General features: G+C 48.1%; 17 protein-coding genes and 1 other annotated feature. Of the genes, 3 read left to right on the top strand and 14 right to left on the bottom strand.

From position 1 onward, the window contains the following. Positions 1-4: 4 nt before the first annotated feature. The 8 genes from HNQ56_RS01465 to HNQ56_RS01430 all read right to left on the bottom strand — a co-directional run bounded on the left by HNQ56_RS01465 (position 5) and on the right by HNQ56_RS01430 (position 8,704). On the bottom strand, positions 5-1,297 hold the full coding sequence (locus tag HNQ56_RS01465) for an ATP-binding protein (RefSeq protein WP_429142046.1): 1,293 nt from the start codon (positions 1,295-1,297) through the stop codon (positions 5-7). 227 nt (positions 1,298-1,524) lie between these two features. Next, complete coding sequence (locus HNQ56_RS01460; protein ID WP_429142044.1) at positions 1,525-2,298, bottom strand: ABC transporter ATP-binding protein; 774 nt, start codon at positions 2,296-2,298, stop codon at positions 1,525-1,527. Continuing rightward, on the bottom strand, positions 2,282-3,178 hold the full coding sequence (locus tag HNQ56_RS01455) for an ABC transporter permease (RefSeq protein WP_429142991.1): 897 nt from the start codon (positions 3,176-3,178) through the stop codon (positions 2,282-2,284). The genes HNQ56_RS01460 and HNQ56_RS01455 overlap by 17 nt, the downstream gene beginning before the upstream one ends. Before the next feature lie 84 nt (positions 3,179-3,262). Then, on the bottom strand, positions 3,263-4,267 hold the full coding sequence (locus HNQ56_RS01450; protein WP_429142989.1) for an ABC transporter substrate-binding protein: 1,005 nt from the start codon (positions 4,265-4,267) through the stop codon (positions 3,263-3,265). Between the two features lie 158 nt (positions 4,268-4,425). Next, positions 4,426-4,688 (bottom strand) — a binding site (T-box leader). 99 nt (positions 4,689-4,787) lie between these two features. Beyond that, positions 4,788-7,154 (bottom strand): carbohydrate-binding protein, encoded by a 2,367-nt coding sequence (locus HNQ56_RS01445; RefSeq protein ID WP_429142042.1) that lies wholly within the window; start codon positions 7,152-7,154, stop codon positions 4,788-4,790. Between the two features lie 370 nt (positions 7,155-7,524). Next, a complete protein-coding gene (locus HNQ56_RS01440; protein ID WP_429142040.1) occupies positions 7,525-8,133 on the bottom strand; it encodes a manganese catalase family protein in 609 nt (202 codons plus the stop codon). A 3-nt stretch (positions 8,134-8,136) separates the two neighbouring features. Next, complete coding sequence (locus HNQ56_RS01435; RefSeq protein ID WP_429142038.1) at positions 8,137-8,394, bottom strand: spore coat protein CotJB; 258 nt, start codon at positions 8,392-8,394, stop codon at positions 8,137-8,139. Between the two features lies 1 nt (position 8,395). Then, positions 8,396-8,704: a spore coat associated protein CotJA gene (locus tag HNQ56_RS01430; RefSeq protein ID WP_429142036.1), complete on the bottom strand. Its 309-nt coding sequence runs from the start codon at positions 8,702-8,704 to the stop codon at positions 8,396-8,398. A 314-nt stretch (positions 8,705-9,018) separates the two neighbouring features. On the opposite strand from HNQ56_RS01430, the gene HNQ56_RS01425 reads away from it, so the two are divergent. Continuing rightward, a complete protein-coding gene (locus HNQ56_RS01425; protein WP_429142034.1) occupies positions 9,019-9,945 on the top strand; it encodes a diacylglycerol/lipid kinase family protein in 927 nt (308 codons plus the stop codon). A gap of 17 nt (positions 9,946-9,962) precedes the next feature. Next, complete coding sequence (locus HNQ56_RS01420; RefSeq protein WP_429142032.1) at positions 9,963-10,844, top strand: VanZ family protein; 882 nt, start codon at positions 9,963-9,965, stop codon at positions 10,842-10,844. Between the two features lie 33 nt (positions 10,845-10,877). On the opposite strand, the gene HNQ56_RS01415 is transcribed toward HNQ56_RS01420, so the two are convergent. From HNQ56_RS01415 to HNQ56_RS01405, 3 genes are all read right to left on the bottom strand, one after another. Then, a complete protein-coding gene (locus HNQ56_RS01415) occupies positions 10,878-12,182 on the bottom strand; it encodes a serpin family protein (RefSeq protein ID WP_429142030.1) in 1,305 nt (434 codons plus the stop codon). 75 nt (positions 12,183-12,257) lie between these two features. Further along, complete coding sequence (locus tag HNQ56_RS01410) at positions 12,258-14,681, bottom strand: ATP-dependent DNA helicase (RefSeq protein WP_429142028.1); 2,424 nt, start codon at positions 14,679-14,681, stop codon at positions 12,258-12,260. Positions 14,682-14,859: 178 nt separating this feature from the next. Continuing rightward, on the bottom strand, positions 14,860-16,578 hold the full coding sequence (locus HNQ56_RS01405) for a methyl-accepting chemotaxis protein (RefSeq protein WP_429142026.1): 1,719 nt from the start codon (positions 16,576-16,578) through the stop codon (positions 14,860-14,862). 353 nt (positions 16,579-16,931) lie between these two features. Here HNQ56_RS01405 and HNQ56_RS01400 point away from each other — a divergent pair, with 353 nt between their 5' ends. After that, a complete protein-coding gene (locus HNQ56_RS01400) occupies positions 16,932-17,297 on the top strand; it encodes a DUF1292 domain-containing protein (RefSeq protein ID WP_429142024.1) in 366 nt (121 codons plus the stop codon). A gap of 56 nt (positions 17,298-17,353) precedes the next feature. On the opposite strand, the gene HNQ56_RS01395 is transcribed toward HNQ56_RS01400, so the two are convergent. The 3 genes from HNQ56_RS01395 to HNQ56_RS01385 all read right to left on the bottom strand — a co-directional run bounded on the left by HNQ56_RS01395 (position 17,354) and on the right by HNQ56_RS01385 (position 21,451). Then, positions 17,354-19,222, bottom strand: coding sequence for an ATP-dependent helicase (locus tag HNQ56_RS01395; protein WP_429142023.1), 1,869 nt, complete (start codon positions 19,220-19,222; stop codon positions 17,354-17,356). Between the two features lie 165 nt (positions 19,223-19,387). Then, positions 19,388-20,896, bottom strand: coding sequence for a glutamate--tRNA ligase (gltX, locus tag HNQ56_RS01390; RefSeq protein ID WP_429142021.1), 1,509 nt, complete (start codon positions 20,894-20,896; stop codon positions 19,388-19,390). Between the two features lie 33 nt (positions 20,897-20,929). After that, on the bottom strand, positions 20,930-21,451 hold the full coding sequence (locus HNQ56_RS01385; protein ID WP_429142019.1) for a zinc ribbon domain-containing protein: 522 nt from the start codon (positions 21,449-21,451) through the stop codon (positions 20,930-20,932). Positions 21,452-21,590 lie beyond the last annotated feature (139 nt).

Genomic DNA, 21,590 nt, shown 5'->3' with positions numbered 1-21,590 from the left:
TTACCTACACGCAAAACACGGCGTAGAGGGGGACGGAAAGTATATTCTCCGCCCTTCCAAAATTCTTTTCAGAAAATCGAATCGTATAACCCGGCTTGTATTTTTGAGTAAATACGCTGAGGCTTTTAGAATGAACCTTTACTCCCTTTTTCACCTCAATACCAATGACATCAGAGGTTTTCTGCAATACAAAATCCAGCTCGGCGCTATGCTCACTTGCCCAATAAAACAGGCTGTGTCCGTTGGAAGCAAGCGCCTGGGCAACATAATTTTCCGTAACGGACCCCATAAACAAATTTAATTCGCCTGTCAAAATCGTTTGCTGCGGCACACCGGATTTCATCACCAGAAGTCCCACATCACCCATATAAAGCTTGAAGGAGGACAGATCCGCATAAACGGCAATAGGGCTGGTACCATGATCAATTTTCCGACATTTAAGCACAATGCCTGCCTGTGCCAGCCATTCAATCGCTTCTCCGAATAGGGCTGCGCTGCCGCCACGCTGGACAACCTTGTACTGGAACTTTTTATTTTCCTTGGCCAGCTGCGCAGGAATGGAATTGAAGCAGCCGCGGATCTTTACCGTATCTGAAGCAGAGGCATATTTCGCCATATCCGCAACATAGTTATTTGTAATTTCATTTTGTACCGTTGGCACAAGCACCAGCTTGCCCGTTTCGGTAAAGTTCTTTACACAGGCCGGCATTCCGCCGACGATGAGATAATATCGGTAAAGTTCAATCGCTTTTCGATGGAGCGCATCCGGCAACGGCTCCATGGTATCAAATGCCCCGCGGATTTCCTGTGCCAAACGTTCTTCTCCATTGGCCCAGAGAAATTCCTCAAAATCCAGCGGATAGAGGGGCATACTCTCTACCTTGCCAACGGGAAAAGAATAATGTTCACGGTGGATCGCCACACCCAAAAGGCTGCCTGCTGCCGCCACGTGATATTCCGGTGCCAGTTCACAAAAGTATTTCAGCGAGGTCAAGGCCCGCTCACAGGATTGAATTTCATCAAAGATAATCAGTGTCTTGCCAGGGGTAATAGGCTGGTTTACCGTGGTTTCCAAAAAGCGGATCAGCCGCTCCGGTGTAATATCGTTGGTAAAATAAGCAGCAACGGACAGATTCGTCTCAAGATTAATGTAAACCATATTATCAAAATGGCGGGTGCCAAACTCAGTAAGAATATAGGTCTTGCCTACCTGTCTGGCTCCATAGAGCAGCACGGGCATACGATTTTCCGCCTTATTTCTCCATTGGAGAAGTCTTTCTTCGATTTTCCTGCGCATTATAAATTCATCCCTTTATAATATAATGATCCTATAATTTCCTGATTACAGGATCATTATATATGTTCCTGTAATCAGGATACACAATCCAGATACAGGTGTACTCATACTTTATATTATACCGGAACGGCTTTTATGCCAAGAAAAATACGATTTTTTATTAATTTTATGGATCAATATATGATTGGTATTCATTTCGAGGATACTATTTATGAAAACCAGTTTTTTTAATTGCCGCATTCAATACTTATCTCATTGAATTTATCCAGAATATCGTCAATCAAAATGGCTTTCTTATCCTCTCCTGCCTTGTCCATAACAATCTCACCCTGATGCATCATGACCAGTCTGCTGCCATACTCCACGGCATACCGGAGGTTATGGGTAACCATGATGGTAGTGAGCTTCTTCTCCCGCACCACCTGATCTGTCAGCTGCATAATCAGCTCCGCCGTCTTCGGATCCAGGGCCGCCGTATGCTCATCCAATACGAGAAATTCAATGGGGGTCATGGTCGCCATCAAAAGAGCCATGGCCTGTCTCTGGCCGCCGGATAGGGAGCCCACCGGCACATGGAGCTTATCCTCCAGGCCAAGATTAAGGGAATGCAGGCTCTCCTGGTAGAAATTCACCCTCTCGCGGTTGGTGCCTCTGGTCAGATTAAAGCTCTTACCCTTATTATCCGCCAGGGACATGTTTTCGAGAATGGTCATGGTAGGGCAGGTGCCCATGGCAGGATTCTGATACACCCTTCCGATTCTTCTCTGTCTCTTGAATTCCGGCATATGGGTGATATCCTCATGCCCGATTTTAATCATTCCCTGGTCAACGGGAATACTTCCGCAGATAATATTCAGCATGGAGGTCTTGCCGGAGCCGTTGCTGCCTACGACAGATACGAACTCACCGTCCGCCACCTGCAGGTTAAAACCGTCGAACAGGCACATCTCATTGACTGTACCGGAATTATAATATTTATTGATATTACGCAGCTCGATCATTTGACTTCACCCTCCTTTTACGCTCATTGCTTATGACCAGAATCGCCAGGAACAGAACAGCCGTAATCAGCTTCAGATCCGAGGGTTCCATTCCAGCCTCGATAGCCAGGGCCACACAGGCCTTGTAGATGACAGAGCCTGCAATGACTGCGGAGGTCGCTCTGACCCAGGGAACATGTTTGAATACATTCGTTCCAATGATCACGCTGGCAAGGCCGATTATGATGGCTCCCGTACCCGTGGATATCTCGAAGAATCCGCTTTTCTGGGTATAAATGCAGCCCGCCAGAGCCACAAAGGCATTGGCAATGGCAAGACCAATAATTTTCACACCGCCCTTGTCCTTTGCCAAAGAAGTCACCAGAGTGTCATTATCGCCCACCGCCCTTAGCAGATAGCCTGATTTGGTTCTCAGATACAGATCCAGAAGCAGCTTCATCACAAGGACGATGATCAGCAGGATAAAAACCATCAGATAGCGCCGAAGTCCGGCCGGAACCAATTTCCCGAATAGTGCGTTATCAAAAATAGTCTCCCGGGTAAAAATCGCAACATTTGCTTTTCCCGCAATCCGAAGATTCAAAGAATAAAGGGCCGTCATCATGATGATGCCCGAAAGCAGATCTCTCACCTTTAATTTTACATGTATCAAACCCGTCAGCACCCCGGCTGCCGCCCCAGCCAGAAAAGCAAGAAAAAGCGTAGCTATAGGAGGAACTCCCGCAATAATCAGAACCGCCGTCACCGCTCCGCCCAGGGGAAAGGTTCCATCCACGGACAGGTCGGGAAAGTCCAGAATCTTATAGGTGATATAAACCCCCAATGCCATGATGGCATATACCAGTCCTTCCTCTACTACTCCTAACAATATTGATAAAATATACTCCATTGTCCTACCTCCCCGGAACAAACCACAAGCAGCCGAACCGCTCCCGTGTTATTCTTTCCCATGCTTCAGTTCATATTATTTCGGCTCTGCAATATCAGAAAACATTTCCTTGGCACTGCCCACAAGATCCTCCGGGAGCGTGATTCCAAGGTTTTCAGCCACCGCCGTATTGCCGTAGAAGGCAGCCTCTGCTATTATCTCAAATTTGATTTCACTTGCTTTCTTTTCTCCCTTTAATACCTGGGCAGCCATGGCGCCGGTCTGTTTTCCAAGATCAAAATAGTCCAATCCCACCGTTGACAGACAGCCGATCTTCACCTGCTCTACCTCACTTCCGAACACCGGAATTTTCTTAGCTTCCGCCTTCTTCAGAATCACGGGCAGGGAGCTTACTACCGTATTATCCGTCAGATTATTGATGCAGTCCACCTTTTCCAGCAGATTGTCTGCCGCCAGGGGAATATCCGCTGTCTGGGCAATGCCGCTCTCTACAATCTCAAAGCCGTAATTTTCCGCAGCTGCCTTATATTCTTCGATTGCCGATACGGAGTTCACTTCGCTGGTGCTGTACATGATTCCGATGGTCTTGGCTTCCGGGAGGATTGCCCGGATCATTTCCAGCTGCTTCTCAACCGGAAGCTTATCGCTGGTTCCGGTAGCGTTCCCGGAAGGTGTCCCGTCCTCTTTCGCAAGCTCGGCCAGAATCGGATCCGTAACGGCTGTATAGATTACCGGAATATCCGTATTCTTGGCGGCTCCAAAAGCGCTCTGTGCTATGGGTGTCGCAATGGCGCAGATTAAATCCACCTTCTTGGATACAAAATTAGTGGCGATCTGTCCCGCAACACCGGTGTCCGCCTGAGCATTCTCAAGCATTATCTCTAAATTCTCGCCCTCCTTATAGCCTGCCTCGGCAAGCCCTGCCAGAAAGCCCTCCCTGCAGTTATCCAGAGAACCGTGCACTGCAAACTGTCCGATGCCGATGGTTACCTTTCCATCCCCTTTTGCCGCCGTCCCGCAGCCGGTCATCATACCGGCAGCCAATGCGGTCACTAATACAAGCGCTGTTAATTTTTTCATAGCAAATTTCTTCATCATCTATTCCTCCTCGAAATATATTTCAGGAACAAAGCATGCTCCTGCGCTCCGTTCGTTTCCGCCATTCATGGATGGTCAGGTGGTGTCCGTACTATTATGCATCAAAATGCATAAAAAAATCTCAAGTATAATGTTATTATACTTGAGACGAATTCACTCCGCGGTACCACTCAAATTGACCTATGACCAAAGCTGAACCGTCAGCCCTGTCATACATCCACTTCCTTTCATATACGAACAATATATGCCATACTGATAACGGTCATGGTTCCCGTCAACGCCTACTATTACTTCGGGTTGCCCTCAAAAGCCCATTCAGCTGAAAACTCCATATCGCATCCCACCAACTGCGACTCTCTGTGATGTCGTACTAAAGCCTACTCTTCTTTCTCAACGGTTTTGCTTATTAATGAATACATGATAATACCTGTTTCATCATTTGTCAATATATATTTTTACGGTGTCAGGCACCGGAATCCGGTGCCTGACACCCTGCTTATACCTATCTCGTTATTATAATCTCACTTAAATTAACTCCATCGCCCTGTACCGCAATTCTAAGGGTATACTCCCCGGCTTCCAACCTGACGGGAAGCTTTTCAGAAAGCTGATAGGCGTTCCAATCCCCTGTGGAAGGAAGTACAGTTGCTGCAATCTCATTTACTGTTTTATCGGGTTTTACAGTCTGAATTCCCACACCCGGCTGCGTCGAGGCTGAGGAATAATTAAGCTGCAGGCTGTAGTCCCCTTCCTGTTCTACAGAAATCATATAGTCCAGCACAGAACCATAGGAAGTATATCCGATGTTACTGTCATTCTCGATGGCATGAGAGTTCTGGCTGTCATAAAAGTCGATTGCACTGATCTGACTGTGATTTCCTGTAATTGCAGATGCCCGCACCCTTTGAATCGTAATATTGGATATGGTATATCCACCCCTTAGAGCTTTAAACCGGAGTGTCTGCAAGCCTCCTTCCAGCATTACGGCATGCCGGATCTTCTGTGCGCCATAGATGGAAGGAATGCTGATATTCATCTTCTCATCACCGACCTGAGCAGGATTCTCTTTCAACCCCCACTGAACAGCAAGTCCAAGGGCCACCCCCGCACCGTCGCTGCCGCATTTAACGGAATAGGTAATCTGATACATGTCAGATTCTTTAACGTCGATTAAATAATCCAAATAGTTTCCTTTTGCCAGGTTTGCCGCCAGGGAACCTTCCTTTTCAAAGGCATCCTCTTCCTTTAATGGAATGCTTTCATCCCCAACTGAAATCTGCATAGAAGTGTCTGCGGCACGGCCAGAGGTATCCTTCTCCGTTTCTTCTTCCCTGCCGCCGTTGATAACCGGCTCCCCGATCAGCTCCGCACTTTCCTTCCATACATAGGTTGCCACATTACGCGCCGGTATCGTCCCTATTATCTGCTTTCCATTAAACATCAATTTAAAATTCCGGCTGCTGCCGGTTTGATTCACTACTACTGCAGCCATGGTTCCGTCCGCTTTGTTGGCATAAACAATATTCGTTACGGTGTCCGGTGATCCGGGATCCGATTCCACGCGGACATAACCCGGACGGATAAAGCGTCCAAAATTCCCGGTAATATAAAATTCCGGACAGGCCCAGTAATTCGTATCGCTTCCCGCCTCGCGGACAAACATTGTGGTAGACGGGGTGCCCACCCATTGATGGGGGCTGATATTGCTGTCCAGCATGGTAACCCAGGAGTTGTAGCTGACAGCGCCGTTTCTAAAATAGTCGATGATACGGTTTGCACCTTCCGTCCCCCATACGGAGCGCTCTGTCAGGTGCACGGTTGAGGCCGTACCTTCAAAATATAACGCCTTTAAGAATTCCATTTCCGACAATGCACCGCTGTAGTCATGGACCGCAACTCCGTCCAGGGCCTCTTTGGCTCCTTCCACACGAAGGAACTCTCCCATAAAGGACATCAGCTCCGACGGGTTATGGTCAAAGGTCCACAGCTTGGGAATCGGCGCATTATATTCCTTCAATATCTCACTGCTGTTAAGCGCCTTTTTTAAGGCAATGGTGAGCTCTGCACTTTGGACGGGAGCCATATGGCAGCTGGGATAATTGATTTCCAGCAAGGGTTCATTCTGCAGGGTAAGGGCGGCAATCGGTATCCCCAGCCTGGTATACTCCTCCACATACCTGGTATAATACATAGCCAGCTCATCAATATACTCACTGTTTAATCTGCCGCCTTTTAACAGCAGCTCATTATCCGGGAAGCCCTTGCTGGCAGGCGTCTCCAGCTTCATCCAGCCCGGCGGGGTCCAGGGCGAGCTGAAGAATCGAATCTCATCCTCCACCTTATAATATCTGGCCGCCTCCATTACCATGAGAGCAATCTCTATAATTCCTGCATCAATATCCTTCTGAATGCGGAAGCCCTTTTCCCCTTCGGCAGGGTACCAATTGGGGTCCCCCTCCAGGCTTCTTCCGTCATAATATGTATAGAAGTTCCGGCCTGTAAAATCAGAGGTACCGATGGTTAAGCGGAACAGCGTCATACCCGCGCCGTCGATGGGATCTACCAGCTTATAGATAAACTGCTTTCTCTCCTCTTCTTTTAGCTGTAACAGGTTGTAGACGGTAGATTCCTCCAAAGAGGTACCTATTCCATAAAAGGGATCATAGGTTTTCGAAGTATCAATCTGTATTTCCGTAATCTTTGTATCATCCTGTTCTGTGATATTAAGATTCTCCGCTTGTGTCAGCGTATTGCTGAGATGAAAGGGCTTCTTATACCAGCCCTGGTTTTGCGCCTGTTCCGTAGAGGTTAAAAACACCTTTACGCCGCCCTCTTCTATAATTTTAGCATCTGAGTGTATACTCTCCATGTCCTTCTCCTCCGGTGCCGGTGTGGGTGCCGGGGATCCCTCTTCCTTTTTTTCCGCAAAGAACACGTACCGGCACAGCAAAAATCCTATTACCAATAATAGAAGCGCTCCTGCAGACCACGCGATTCTGCGTTTGGTTGTCCTGTTTTTGGCCGCTCCGTTTTGCATACAAATCACCTTGCCTTTCCCAAATCTGCAAATTTTAATTTGCCCGGATACTCTCAATCAGCAGCGTAACAGAGCATATACTCTTTTAGTATACCATACGGGAAGAAAAACCTAAAGTATATTTTCAAACATACAAAAGCCCCGACAGCAGGCAAAAGCAATCACTCCGCCTTATGGCCGCCGGGACCTTTGACTCTCCGTGTTATTTTGTAAAGTCTGCTGGAAATGCTGGATTAATGGCATAGAAGTTCTTGGAATCCAATTCATCCTGGATCATTCTCAAGGCTTCGCCAAAACGTTGGAAGTGAACGATTTCCCTCTCTCTGAGGTATTTGATGGGTTCACATACATCATGGTCACATACCAGCCTGAGGATATTATCGTAAGTCGTCCGTGCTTTCTGTTCGGCCGCCATGTCTTCGACCAGATCAGTTATGGGATCTCCCTTGCTTTGGAAGAAGCAGCTGTTAAAAGGTATTCCACCGGCAGATTGCGGCCACAATCCAAGGGTGTGATCTACATAATAATTCTGAAAGCCGCCCTCCACAATCTCAGCAGGGGTGAGATCCTTTGTCAACTGATGAACGATGGCACTTACGATCTCCATGTGCGCCAGCTCTTCCGTACCGATATCGGTCAGCAGGCCCGCCACTTTTCGGTTGGGCATGGCATAGCGCTGGGAGAGATATCGCATGGATGCGGCCAATTCTCCGTCAGGACCGCCGAATTGACTCATGATAACCTGTGCTAATTTGGGATTTCTCTCTGTAATGTTAACAGGAAACTGTAATCTTCTCTCATATGTCCACATACATTAGCACCTTCCTTCCCAAGGCCAGGGAGCGTCAACCCAGGTCCAGCAATTATCAACTTCCACACGATATGCCTCGATCGGCCCATAGCATTTGGTATATTCCTGTACCGCCTCATTTCTTACCTTCGATACCTTGTTCCAGTATGCTAAAGCGTCTCTGTCTGTCGGATGGGTATCCAGAAATAATCTGAGCTCATCGCAGACAAAGCTATTCGCTTCTATACATGCAAATAACTTATTCCGGTTATTTCCGTCCATCCTACCTACATCCCCTTCCATACCAGTTTAAATCAAGTTCCTTAAACATCGTTCCGTTCGCCAATGCGGTGCATTCGTTCTCGTATATGTCCCTGAAGCACTGCCAGGGTACATAACACATGCCGATGGGAAACCGTTCCGTGTTCCCGTCAAAGCAGCTTTTTTCACACCTGTTGTCCGATACCGCTCCGCCCACGGTATCCCCGCAGACAGGCGCCGCGTAAACAGGTGCCGGCCGGTAGGGAGCCGCATTGCGGTTATAATTATTATTGCAGTTCCCCGCTGTGCCGCGATACATCCGTCTATCCATAAAGCTGGACTCTCCTTTCAAAATTGTATCATTTGACGAGCAACATTCCGTTTCGTTCTGTTGTTCCATACATACTATGATTGAAAGCATCAAAAGGTGCGCGCTGCGGCTCATCCTGTGTGAGAGAGCATGATGCCTTCCGGCCGCAGGAGGAACCGCAGTACATACCGTGAATTTATGGTCATTGACAATCCCGGCATTTTCCTTTAATATTTTAACTATAATACATCGATAATAATGTATAGCTGCCAGCAACATACAGCAGTATTAATTAGCTTCCGGTTAAAACAGAGCCGGGTAGGGGGGCGCATTGCATGCATCATTTTATTATTAATCCAAAGTCAAGCTCCGGCAGAGGCATCCGCTATTGGTGGAGCGTAAGGGACGAGCTGGATAAACGGCAGGTTGAATACAAAGCATACTACACAGAGCATATGGGGCATGCTACGGAGCTCGCCGGACAGATCTGTGCGGAGAATATAGGAATCAAGAATATTGTTATATTAGGCGGTGACGGAACCGTGAATGAAGTAGTGAACGGCATTCCGGATTTCACCCAGGTTCTGTTGGGATACATCCCTTCCGGTTCCAGCAACGACCTGGCCCGGAGCCTGAAGATCCCCAAGGATCCCCTGGAAGCCCTGTCCCGTATCCTCAAGCCCAGCAAATTCCAATACCTGGATCATGGGATGATTGCCTTCCCAGATAAAGAGCTGGCACCCCGGCGCTTCATCTGCTCCAGCGGCATGGGCTATGACGCCTCGGTATGCCTGGAGGTTCAGGAATCTCCTCTGAAAAAAAGTCTGAATCGGTTCGGAGCGGGCAAATTTGTCTACCTTGCCATTGCCGTGAAGCAGGTTCTGACCTCTCCCCGCGTTAATGTTACCGTCACAGCCGACGGCATAAAAAAAGACCATTATAAAAAGGTCCTTTTAATTTCCAATATGATTCATAAATATGAAGGCGGAGGCCTGATGATGGCGCCAAGTGCCGATCCGAATGACGGCAAGCTGACCATAACCTTAGTACATGGTCTGAGCAATGCAAAGGTTTTGTTTCTTCTCCCCACCATTTTCACCGGCAAGCATGTCAATGTCCGGGGCGTTGAAACCATACACTGCACCGAGCTGGAAATTCAGACTGATATAGACACTGCGGTTCATACGGACGGGGAGATCCCGGCAGTATGCTCCCACATAAAGGTAAGCTGTATTCCGGAACAAATACGAATGATCTTATAAAGAAAGCAGGTGAAACCATGCAGAGACGGACCAATCTTTTGGATTCTTCTTTCATTATTATTTTAAGCATTGCCACGATACTGATTCAGTTTGTAATATATTATTTCTTTGCGGCCTTCTATGTGATCTGGGGAATATCCAGCCTCATAACCATAATCAGCTGCCATATCCTGCTGGAACAGACAGCAGCCTATTCCACCTGCTTTAACTACTCCGCATTAATCCTGTTTATCAGCAGCATCATCCTGTTCCTGTCCTTCATGGGCGGTTCCTCCTTCTTCCTGCCTTACAGCAATACCATGATAGGCATCGCCGTAATCAACTGGCTGCTTCCCTGTCTCTATTGCTATCTGCGCAATATGCTGGACTACGGAACACGTTTTACCGATTACCGGATCTTCTACCGCAATGATGCCCTGCTCTTTTTCTTCCTGTATCTGGTCATCCTGCTCTATGGTAATTTTGCTACAAAGGCATTTCCCGAGGTGTACCGGGGGACCCTGGATGCAGCAAATTTTCTCCCCTTTGAGACAATCACAGTCTTAATCGAGGATTATCTGTACGGTGTCCTCCCCTTAAGTGACATCCTCTTCTATGTCTTCGTCCGCATTCTGGTCTTCCTGCCTTACGGCTTCCAGATGACCTTCCTGTTGAAGAGACAGTCACGTCTTCCGCGATTCCTGGTTCTCCTGATTCTTCCCTGCGCCCTGGAAGCGGCACAATATTTTATCATCCCGGAACGGTTTGATGTTGATGATGTGATTTATGCGGTTATCGGCGGAATCCTCGGTTCTATTCTATATTACCTGTGCAATTTTATCTTCCGGTCCATCACCGGCAAGGACTTTCTTTCCAGGGAATCCGATTACCCTTATTCCAGACCAGGGCTGCATTTTTAAGCAGCCCTGACGAATGGAATTGATTTTATATGACTAAGGCTGATTCACCATACCGGTGAATAATATCTGACTGCCGCCGTCATAAGTGTCACCGTATAAGATAAACACAAAGGGCCTATTGCAGTTCATTTCAAATGGCTCACTGGGTTCGGGCATTGCCGTACCGGCTGCAAGCATCACCGTCACAGCCGCTGCGGTGGTGCCTTTTTCATCTACCTTGATGGCCGCTTTTTGCACCGCGCCTGAGAGCCATACGGGCATTGTATTCTCTAACAGCCCTCCTGTCAGAGGAGCAGCTTCGCTGTCAAACAGGGGGACACCAAGCGCCGTAAGGGTATCCTTCAGCTGCATTACATCACTTTCAACGGAAAAGCGAGGCAGGAGCAGCTTGCCGGTAGCGCTGATAGCGTCCTTTTGTATTTCATCAAAGTACTCCCTTGTCATGGATGCCAGAAGCCCCGCCGCATCACCGTCTTTGGGAAGAATGATATACATTCCGCCGCCGGTTTTGAATCGCAGGGGCATGGCCTGAACCCTGTCATCCTCATAATAGGTCTGGTTGTTTCCCTCCCGCAGCATGAAATATGCCTGGCTTTCTTTTGCGGGAGAATAGAAGACATCTTCCTTTGTGTTGTCTGTGTTGAATTCCCATTGCCAACGGTCAGAGAAATAAATAGCATTTGCAATAGCAGCAACTGTACTTGAATCAAATTTCTGAACTATTTCTGCAATCAGACCATCCGTATTGTCGCTCGCCCACCGGTTCACGGTATCCACCGCCTTCGGCGAGTCAAAGTCCACGTTCATCACACTGCCGCGGTAATAATCCATGAAGGTTTGGGCAAAGTCTTTTTTTATTTTTACCTGATTGTCTGCAAATATTATGTTTGCAATTCTAAGGGGATTATGATAACCCTCTCCCATATCCTGCCTGTCGCGCTGATTGGTCAGATCGAACAGCATACGGGAGGCGGCCAGATTGATATCCTCTTCGCCGATGCCCGCTGCACCCAGCGCTTCCAGCAGCAGCGGTTTACTGGCCTCATCCGCAGCATTGACAAGGGCCGCGAGCGGAAGCCAGACAGAATACGGGGAACAGATGAAATTATTATCTCTCGCCCGTTCGGACAGCGCGGCGCTTAATTGAAAGGCGAACTCATTGGCACCCTTTGAAACAACAGTCGCAAAAGCGCTTTGTTCCCCGTAAACCGGCGCGCGAAGCTCTTTTACATTCTTGACGGAAACAAGATGCACCGCCGCATTATTATTCGCAGTACATCCCGTAAAAATGACACTCGCCATGAGAAGACAGATAAATACTTTCTTAATATTTTTCACTCCGATACCCTCCTTTATGAAATCCTTCCATATTTTAGACGAGTGCCGCAGCGCCGGGGTTCCAATATTGTGTCCTTATTCTGCGGAACCCCAGAATTCATTCAATATTTTCTTCATCGATCCCAGATTGACCGTCATATGGGGAAACCACTCCCTGGGGAACAGATTATAGTACTGCTTCTGGGTAAAGCGTTCATCCAGCAGAAGAATGGCTCCCCGATCCTCCTTTGTCCGGATTACCCTTCCCGCGGATTGCTGAACCTTGTTCATGCCGGAATAAAGATAGGCATAGTCAAAGCCATTGCCGTTCTTCTCATCAAAATATCCGCGGAACAGCTCCCGTTCATTGCATACCATGGGCAGGCCCGTTCCCACAATGACCGCACCGATCAGCCGGTTATTCTTCAGGTCAATTCCTTCGCTGAAGATACCACCCATGACACAGAAGCCGATCCGGCTGCTGACAGGCTCTTCCACGAATTCCTCCAGAAACAGCTCCTTCTCCGCCTCTGTCATGGATGCGCTCTGCACCACCAGTCCCTCCAGCTCATCTCCCGCCAGCTCCGCCACAGTCTGCAGCAGCTGGTAGGAAGGAAAGAACACCATATAATTCCCGGTTCTGGCCCCGGTGAAATCCTTAATATAATCCAGTACCCTTCGGTATTCCCGCTCATTTCTCCGGGTGTATTTGGTACTGACATCCGTACCGATCATAATCAGCCGGTTCTCCGGCAGGAAGGAAGAAGGTGCGTAGATTGCATAGTCCTCCTTACTTCCTCCCAGCTGCTCCATGTAATAGCTGATGGGAAGCAGTGTGGCGGAAAAGAGCACCGCGCTCCGGCCCCTGCTCATACAGTTCATGAGATTCCGGGACGGATCCATGCACTGCAGCTTCAGGCGGAAACGGTCCTCCTCATAATCTGTATATATGGTATATTTATCATCATGAAGCTCATACATGCTCAGGAAATGCCGAATATCCAGATAGAGGCGCAGGAGCTCGTCCTTTCCCTCCGGTATATACCCCTCCTGCAAAAAGGTCTCATATTCCGTCATCAGACTAATGAGATGCATGACAAAGCCGTCCACATTCTCCAGCACTTCAAAATCATCACAGTCTCTCCGAAGCTTCAGCAGATCGTTATTGCAATGATCCAGCTGTCTGACCAGCTTGTCCCCCCGGTCCTTCACCAGGCGCTTCACTTCCAGAAAATCATCCTTATACAATACGGCACTGTACATCTCCCTGGCCCGATCAACCAGATTATGGGCCTCATCAATAAGAAACACATAATCACCAGGTTTTTCACTCATAAAAAACCGCCTCAGATATACATTAGGATCAAAGACATAATTATAGTCACAGATAATGGCATCCGCCCAAAGAGTGACATCCAGCCCCATCTCAAAGGGACAGACCTCATACTTCTCCGCATAATAGACAATATCCTCCCGGCGGACTTCATTTACATTCCGCAGCAGATCATACACCGCATCATTGACCCGGTCATAATGTCCCTTGGCCCTGGGGCAGGCTCCGGGATTGCAGTCCGGCTTCTCCAGAATACAGACCTTATCCTTTGCCGTGATGGTTACCGCCTTAAGGTGCAGCCCGCCCTCTCCCAGAAGGCGGAAGGTATCCTCTGCCACGGTCCGGGTGATGGTCTTCGCCGTAAGATAGAATATCTTCTCCGCGATCCCCTCCCCCATGGCCTTAACCGCGGGAAACACCGTGGATATTGTCTTTCCGACACCGGTGGGCGCCTCAATAAAGAGCTTTTTCTTTCTCAGAAGGGTCTTATAAACTCCTGTGACCAGCTCCTTCTGCCCCTCACGGTAGGGAAAGGGAAATTCCAGCTTCTTAATTGCCTCATTCCTCTTCTCAGTCCACTTTATCTGCCAGGAGGCCCATTTGGCATACTCACCCGTCAGCCGTTCAAACCATTCCTCCAGCGCTTCAAAGGTCAGTGTTTCTTCGAAATACCGCAGGTTCTCTGTCTCAAGATTGCAATAGGTCATGCGGATGCCAATCCTGCTCTGTTTCTGCTGCGCCGCATAGATATAAGCATAACACATGGCCTGGGCACGATGAACCCCCACCGGTTCCGTCATATGGGACAGCTCCCTGTAGACTCCTTTAATCTCATCTATGATAATCTCCGGAGGATTATTATCCTCCTTATCCTTAATTGCACCATTGCGGATTACCCCATCCGCTCTTCCTTCAATGGTCAGCTCGAAGGTAATGTCCTCCCTGGTCACCGGCACCGTAATGCTCAGAGGAACCTCCGCCGTATAATCAGCACCCGCCTGCTTCTGCAGCTTCCGATGGATCTTGGAGCCTGCCTGCATGGCTTCCATTTCATTTCTTCCTCTTGTATTATCGAGATCGCCGGAACAGAGAATGAACTCAACCAGACTGCGCACTGAAATTTTAATATCCCTGACTTCTCCCATGAGCCTCATCCATCCTCTCCGCCTGCTGTCAGTTAATGTCATCCACAGATCAGGAATTCATGGACATTATACCAGGTCCGCAAGCGTCCATGGTATGGCACTTCGTGCCAGAACGCGCAGTATAATGTCTATCGACATTATACCATAATGCCGGCAGCACTGCCAAGAAGAACAAAACATTTGTTTGATTTTTTAGGCTGCCCATTAAGGCCGGAAGTCATTAATACTTTCCCAGCGCCATAGTACCGGGAAGCAAAAATCCGGCTTTGGCCCTGTCATCCTTCAGCTTAAATTTTCCAACCTCCTCACGCAGCATGGCGGCCTGAGCTGACATTTCCTCGCTGGTGGCGGAGTTCTCCTCCGCTGTGGCGGCGTTGGTCTGTACCACGGCGGAAACCTGAAAAATCCCTTCCTTGATCTGTTCAATGGCACGTGTTTGCTCGGCTGATGCCTGCTCAATTCTGACAAAGCTTTCGGTCACCTTCCCGGCATTTACTCCTGTGTCCTGCAAGGCCTGCGCCGTTTGCCCGGTAATTTCCGCTCCGCGCTCCACTGTGACTGCCGAAGCTGCAATCAACTCCGCAGTCTGACGGGCGGCTTCGGCAGACCTTGCCGCAAGATTACGCACCTCGCTGGCCACAACCGCAAAGCCCTTTCCTGCAGCTCCGGCACGGGCCGCTTCAATGGCGGCATTCAGAGCAAGAATATTGGTCTGGAACGCAATGTCCTCGATCACTTTTGTAATATTGGCAATCTGGCTTGAGGAAGATCCGATTTCAGCCATCGCCGCGGAGAGCTGGCGCATATATTCGTTACTGGCGCTCACCCCCGCACCCGCCTGCCCGATATATCCGGCGGCTACTTCCATAGTGGAGCGGTTTTCCTCTGCTTGTTCTGCAATCTGTGCGACTGCGGCATTCAATTCCTCCACACTGGCCGCCTGTTCCGCGGAGCCTGATGCCAGCGCCTGCGCCCCGTCGGAAACCTGACGGGAACCGGTGCCAACCTGTTCGGCGGCGGCATGAATGATATACATCGTTTCATTGAGGGCTGATACTGTCGCGTCAATGGTCTCTTTCAGCACCGCAAAATCACCGGGATATTCCACATCCACCTGAATTTGCAGATCTCCCTGAGAAATCTTGATGAATTTATCGATTAAATCTTCTATAATCAGGCTTTGTCCCCGCATGGTTTCATTGATCAGCCCGGCCATCCGGCCCATCTCATCCCGGCTGTGATACTGGATGCTGGTTTTCAGATTTCCTTGTGCGATTCCCTCAAAGGCCTCTGCGATCTTCTTAATGGGGCGGATAGTCAGGCGCATAACCAGCAGCGCAATGACCACGGATATCACCAATACGAGTATGATTAGCAAAATTTGAATGATGGAATTTCTTTGCAGGAGATCTGCCGATGTGATGACACTATTAAAAGTGAGATCATTATACCGGTTTGAAATGGTGTTTAGATTGGAAAGGATCGTCAGCACATTGGGCAGAATCGTGTGTTCGTACTCATTATATGCCGTCATAGAATCTGTTTTGTTCAGCTCAATGATTTCAGCCGCCTTTTCATGAATCAGCGTGTGGGGGCCTTCAATGTTATGAAGTGCCTCGGCGATGGCGGCATCCTCCCTGAATTCCCGGGGAAGCACTCCCACCCATTTTCCAAAGGAGCAGGTTGCGGGGTCTAAGCTTCCCGTGAATTCCTTGCCGTCCTTTAAATGTTCGCTAAGCTGGTTCACCCAACTGACATGAGCTGCAGTAATGCCGGAAATCTCCTGGCTGTGTGAAACATTTCCCTCAATATCCTCCACACAGGCCGCATTATGCAGCCATCCACTGAGCAGAACACCCACTGAAACGAGATTGAATAAGAAGATAATACCGAACAGGAGCCAAACTTGAATCTTGATTGATTGCTTGATTTGCTTCATTGAATGTTCCCCCAATTTTATTAAATTTTCTTATCTTCATTCTATTATACCTAAGTGGGAAAAGCAAGAACTCATGGAGAAAAATACATTTTTTTCTCTTATTTTGTCGAATTTATATAGAAAAGCAAGCTATGCGCCTCTCTTGTGGTCGATTGTCCGTCATGTTGTCTCTGGGAGCAAGCGGCATAAGGTCAACCGCTTAAACAAAAGTATCGTGAGAAAAATGATTTCACTTGCATTTTTTACCTCAATCTGGTACATTCTACTTATATTCCAATAGTGATTTTATTGGGATAGACAAGCCGAATAAAATACATTTTGCTTGTCATTAAATAAAAAAGCGAGGTAGTATTATGGGTGAGCACATTCACGGAGATGGCTGCGGCTGCGGTCACGAGCATGAGCACGATTCAATCACATTATCATTAGATGATGGCACCGAATTAAACTGTATCATATTGGAAATCTTTACTGTAGATGACAAAGAATATATCGCATTACAGCCGGAAGAGGGAGAAGAGGAAGAGGACAACGTATTTCTGTACCGCTTCATTCAAGAGGGCGATGATGAACCCCAGCTTCTCAACATAGATGATGACGATGAATTCGAGGCTGTGGCAGATGCATTTGAAGAATTGCTGGATGCCGCGGAATATGATGATATGTTTGATGACGACGATGAAGATGATTTCGATGATTTAGAAGACGAAGAGGAATAACATAAAAACAGCCTGCGGTTCCAAGGGAACCCAGGCTATTTTTATGTTACGAGCTCCTATGTACCTTCCCTGCCCGGTTTTGTCTCCTCCGGTTCTCTTATCTCATCGATAAAACGGGACCAGGAAGAGACCTTATTATAGCGTTCTTTCGCGCTGAAGATATAGAGATGTTCCATGGCCCTGGTCATTGCCACGTAGAACAAGCGCCTCTCCTCCTCCAGATCGGCCTCCAGCAAGGCCTTCTTATGAGGGGTGATTCCTTCATTGGCATCCATGAGAAATACGGCCCGGAATTCCAATCCCTTTGAGCCATGCATGGTAGTTATGGTGATGCTGTCCGTATCCTTCTGCCGGGCCTCTCCCGCCTGCTTCTTCAGCTCTTCCCGGTACTCCTCCATATGGTGAAACCATTCCTCACAGGTCTTGAACTCCCTGGCGCTCTCCTGCAGCTCATCCAGAATATCCATCAGCTCCTCAACCCTTATTCTGCGCTGTCCGGCATACTCCCTCAAATAATCCTCATATCCGATTCCCTTCCTGATATAATTAACTGCCGCATAGGGATTCATCCTCTCCAGCAGAGCCAGATCATATTCAAACTGGGTCAGCCTTTCCAGCATCCATTCCTTATCCTCATAATAATCCTTCACCGCTTCAAAATCCACCTCCGGCCGGTCAAAGCATTCTCTGTTCACATACCGCTTCGGCCGGTTAATGATCTGGAGATACAGGCTGCGGTCCGTCCGTCCCGCTGCCAGCCTCAGATAGGCCAGAATATCCCTGGCAATCCAGTGCTCAAAGAGATTTGGCAGCGCATCCTTCATGACAAAGGGAAGATTATACTCCATCAGCTTGTGCAATATGGCTCCCGAGCCCAGACTGGTACGGATCAGTACTGCCATACCCGAGAAAGAAATCCCTTCTTTATTCAGTCTCCGTATTTCCTGTGCCAATCCCTGGTTCTCTTCGGACAGGGTATTGAAATGCCGTATGGTAATCTCATTTCCACTCTGCCTGACCGCACATACCTGCTTGTCAAAACGATTCTTATTGTGCTTCACCAGCTTTCCCGCCGCTTGAAGAATGGCCGGTGTGCTCCGGTAATTCTGATCCAGGAGAATCCTGTCACAGTTCGGATAGTCCTTAGGGAAATTCAGCATAATCTCCGGTTTGGCGCCCCGGAAACGGTAAATGGACTGATCATCATCTCCCACAATAAACAGATTATTCTGGGGAAGCGCCAGCATTCGGACAATATCATACTGCACCGCATTAATATCCTGAAACTCATCAATAAGGATATAGCAAAACTTCTTCTGCCACAGCTCCAGGATATCCCTCCGCTTCACCAGCAGCTCATAGCACAGGAGCAGCATATCGTCAAAATCAATCAGATTTAATTTCGCCAGTCTCTGCTGATAGTCGGTGTAAATGCCGCGGAAAATCTCATCCGCACAGCTTATGGAGTAATAGTTCCCAAGCTCCATCCTGCCTCCCTTCACCAGACTGATTTCAGAGAACAGATCGGAGATGAATTCCTTCTCATCATCGTATTCCAGCCCATATTGGTGAATAATCTCCTTCATGAACTGGAAACGCATATCATCCTTGATAATATTCCCTGCATTCAAATGATAGGCATGCTTCAAAATAGTAAAAAAGACCGCGTGAAAGGTGCCAAAATTAACTCTGGTCCGCTCTGTTCCCCGTATTTTCAGAAAACGATCCTTCATCTCGCCGGCTGCCGCCTTTGTAAAGGTAATAACCAGAATCTGCTCCTCCGGTATTCCTTCGTCTTCAATGAGCCGCTTTGTCCGCTCCGTTATTACCAGTGTCTTTCCCGATCCCGGGCCCGCCAGAACCAGCATCGGCCCATCTCTGTGAAGCACCGCCTGCTGCTGTGCCTGATTCATCTCTCTGTTCATAATACTTGCCTTTCCTTCATGGAACTTCTTTTGCGAAAAAATAGAATGCGTTAGATTCAATTCCCTATAGAAAACCGGAGCGCAGATATGATATCTACAAAGGGAATGCCGCAGACAAACGCACAGCATCCCCTTTGTGAAAAAGCTTAAACAGCCACGAACTGCTTAGGCCATGCTTAACAACTCAATTGCTTTTCTAATTCTTCTCAGGCTTTCTTCCTTGCCCAGAATGCTCATAATCTCATAAGCGCCTCCCGGCGTGGATTGCTTGCCGGACACGGCGGTCCTTACGGGCCACAGACCTTGCCCGTTCTTAATTCCCTCCTGGGCAATATAGGACATAATCACACCCTCGATGGCTTCCTCGCTGTAATCCTCCAGCGCTTCGAAGCTGGGAAGAAGCTCTGTCAAAACCTTTAGGGAGCTCTGGGAATCCGTCTTCATCTTCTTGTGAGTATACATCTGAATATCATACTCCGGAAGCTCCTGGAAGAAATCAATAATTTCCTTGATGTCCACCAGTGTCTCGATCCTGGACTTCACCAGTGCTGCAATTCTTCTCAGATCCAGATCCTTTGTAATCACCTCACGGATATAGGGAAGCGCCAGCTCATAGAATTTCTCAAATTCCATGCTCTTTAGGTATTCCCCGTTCATCCAGCGCAGCTTCACAATATCAAACACCGCCGGAGCCTTATTAATATGATGGTAATCAAACTCTTTGATCAGCTCTTCCAGGGACATAATCTCCGTATTATTAGAGGAGCTCCAGCCCAGCAGTGCCACAAAATTAATAATTGCTTCCGATACAAAGCCCTGCTCCAGCAGATCCTCGTAGGAGGAATGCCCGCTGCGCTTACTTAATTTCTTATGCTCCTCGTTGGTAATCAGCGGCAGATGAACATAAACCGGCTCCTCCCATCCAAAATCCTGATATAATCTGGTGTACTTGGGAGTGGAGGACAAATATTCATTGCCCCGTACCACATGGGTTATCTTCATCAAATGATCATCCACCACATTGGCAAAATTATAGGTAGGAAAGCCGTCCGATTTGATCAGAATCATATCATCCAGCTCGTCATTATCCACCGTAATCTCCCCGAAAATCGCATCCTGGAAGGTAGTGGAGCCCTGGGCCGGATTATTCTGGCGGATAACATAGGGCAGTCCGGCTGCCAGGTTGGCCTCTATCTCCTCTTTCGTCAAATGGAGACAGTGCTTATCGTATTTGATGATTTCCTTCACATTAGCTGCCGTGTTTTCCTCTTTGGAATCCTCATCCTCTTCCTCCGCAGGGTTCCCTACCGCGGTCTTCAGGGATGCCAGACGCTCCTTCGTACAAAAACAATAATAAGCCGCCCCCTTATCAACCAGCTGCCTGGCATATTTCAGATAAATTCCGCTGGCCTGGCGCTCACTCTGCACATAGGGTCCATATCCCCCATCCTTATCCGGTCCTTCATCATGAATCAGCCCGGTTCCCTGAAGCGTACGGTAGATAATATCCACCGCTCCTTCCACCAGACGCTCCTGATCCGTGTCCTCTATTCGGAGAAGAAAGGTGCCCCCCTCATGCTTTGCAATTAAATACTCATATAATGCGGTTCTTAAATTACCTACATGCATTCTGCCTGTAGGACTTGGTGCAAATCTGGTTCTGATTGTGCTCATTCTGACCTCCATCCGCTGGGAAAAAGCAGCATATTATTGTAAATTATTCGATAAGCCTTTATAAAAGCTGTTAAAATCAAAATCCCCGCTCATCATCTGCTGATAGTACGGCATATATACAAAAATCATAAGGACAAGCAGGGCAATAATCAGAATTCCCACAAAAATCAGTGTAACTCTGGCCCAGTTCTTCTTTGTCGCCGGTGTGCTATTGCTAAAGGCCCAGACGAACAGCATAACAATAAAGATCAGCCAGCCGACATAAGGCACCAGCAGCAAAGCATAGGTTCCAAGCCAGCCTAAAAAGCTTATGGGTTTGTCCTGGGCTTCCCCTTGGGGCAGCCCTGCCTGGGTCATTCCTGACGGGAATTGCTCCATACCGCTCATAGAAAGTGGTCTCTGCTGCATATCCTGTCTGGGCAAAAAGCTCTGCCCCGGTTCCGGAACGGCCCCCGCTTCTGTTCCTTGCCTTTGTTCCCGGAAGGAAAAACCGCAGTATTCGCAAAAATTAGCGGCTTCATTCTGTATCTGCCTTCCACAGTTATTACATATCATCGGTTTTCACCTCGTTTTTACATTATCCTGCGCCATTAACAACACCTGCGTTGCTAGCAACGTATACCATTATACCACATTATATCCAAAAATCAATTGTCCAAAATTGTAAATTAAGATTAAGAGGAAAGAGTCCGGC

Source organism: Anaerotaenia torta (genome assembly GCF_050433395.1).
GTDB lineage: Bacteria > Bacillota > Clostridia > Lachnospirales > Lachnospiraceae > Mobilitalea > Mobilitalea torta.
Note: the sequence above shows the minus strand (reverse complement) of the source record. Positions and strands in the feature narration are given on the sequence as shown.

What these genes read in the sequence shown, in the direction of transcription:
- HNQ56_RS01465 (WP_429142046.1), bottom strand. Translation starts at nt 1,297, where the DNA reads ATGCGCAGGAAAATCGAAGAAAGACTTCTCCAATGGAGAAATAAGGCG.
- HNQ56_RS01460 (WP_429142044.1), bottom strand. Translation starts at nt 2,298, where the DNA reads ATGATCGAGCTGCGTAATATCAATAAATATTATAATTCCGGTACAGTC.
- HNQ56_RS01450 (WP_429142989.1), bottom strand. Translation starts at nt 4,267, where the DNA reads ATGAAAAAATTAACAGCGCTTGTATTAGTGACCGCATTGGCTGCCGGT.
- HNQ56_RS01445 (WP_429142042.1), bottom strand. Translation starts at nt 7,154, where the DNA reads ATGGAGAGTATACACTCAGATGCTAAAATTATAGAAGAGGGCGGCGTA.
- HNQ56_RS01440 (WP_429142040.1), bottom strand. Translation starts at nt 8,133, where the DNA reads ATGTGGACATATGAGAGAAGATTACAGTTTCCTGTTAACATTACAGAG.
- HNQ56_RS01435 (WP_429142038.1), bottom strand. Translation starts at nt 8,394, where the DNA reads ATGGACGGAAATAACCGGAATAAGTTATTTGCATGTATAGAAGCGAAT.
- HNQ56_RS01430 (WP_429142036.1), bottom strand. Translation starts at nt 8,704, where the DNA reads ATGGATAGACGGATGTATCGCGGCACAGCGGGGAACTGCAATAATAAT.
- HNQ56_RS01425 (WP_429142034.1), top strand. Translation starts at nt 9,019, where the DNA reads ATGCATCATTTTATTATTAATCCAAAGTCAAGCTCCGGCAGAGGCATC.
- HNQ56_RS01420 (WP_429142032.1), top strand. Translation starts at nt 9,963, where the DNA reads ATGCAGAGACGGACCAATCTTTTGGATTCTTCTTTCATTATTATTTTA.
- HNQ56_RS01410 (WP_429142028.1), bottom strand. Translation starts at nt 14,681, where the DNA reads ATGACATTAACTGACAGCAGGCGGAGAGGATGGATGAGGCTCATGGGA.
- HNQ56_RS01405 (WP_429142026.1), bottom strand. Translation starts at nt 16,578, where the DNA reads ATGAAGCAAATCAAGCAATCAATCAAGATTCAAGTTTGGCTCCTGTTC.
- HNQ56_RS01400 (WP_429142024.1), top strand. Translation starts at nt 16,932, where the DNA reads ATGGGTGAGCACATTCACGGAGATGGCTGCGGCTGCGGTCACGAGCAT.
- HNQ56_RS01395 (WP_429142023.1), bottom strand. Translation starts at nt 19,222, where the DNA reads ATGAACAGAGAGATGAATCAGGCACAGCAGCAGGCGGTGCTTCACAGA.
- gltX (WP_429142021.1), bottom strand. Translation starts at nt 20,896, where the DNA reads ATGAGCACAATCAGAACCAGATTTGCACCAAGTCCTACAGGCAGAATG.
- HNQ56_RS01385 (WP_429142019.1), bottom strand. Translation starts at nt 21,451, where the DNA reads ATGATATGTAATAACTGTGGAAGGCAGATACAGAATGAAGCCGCTAAT.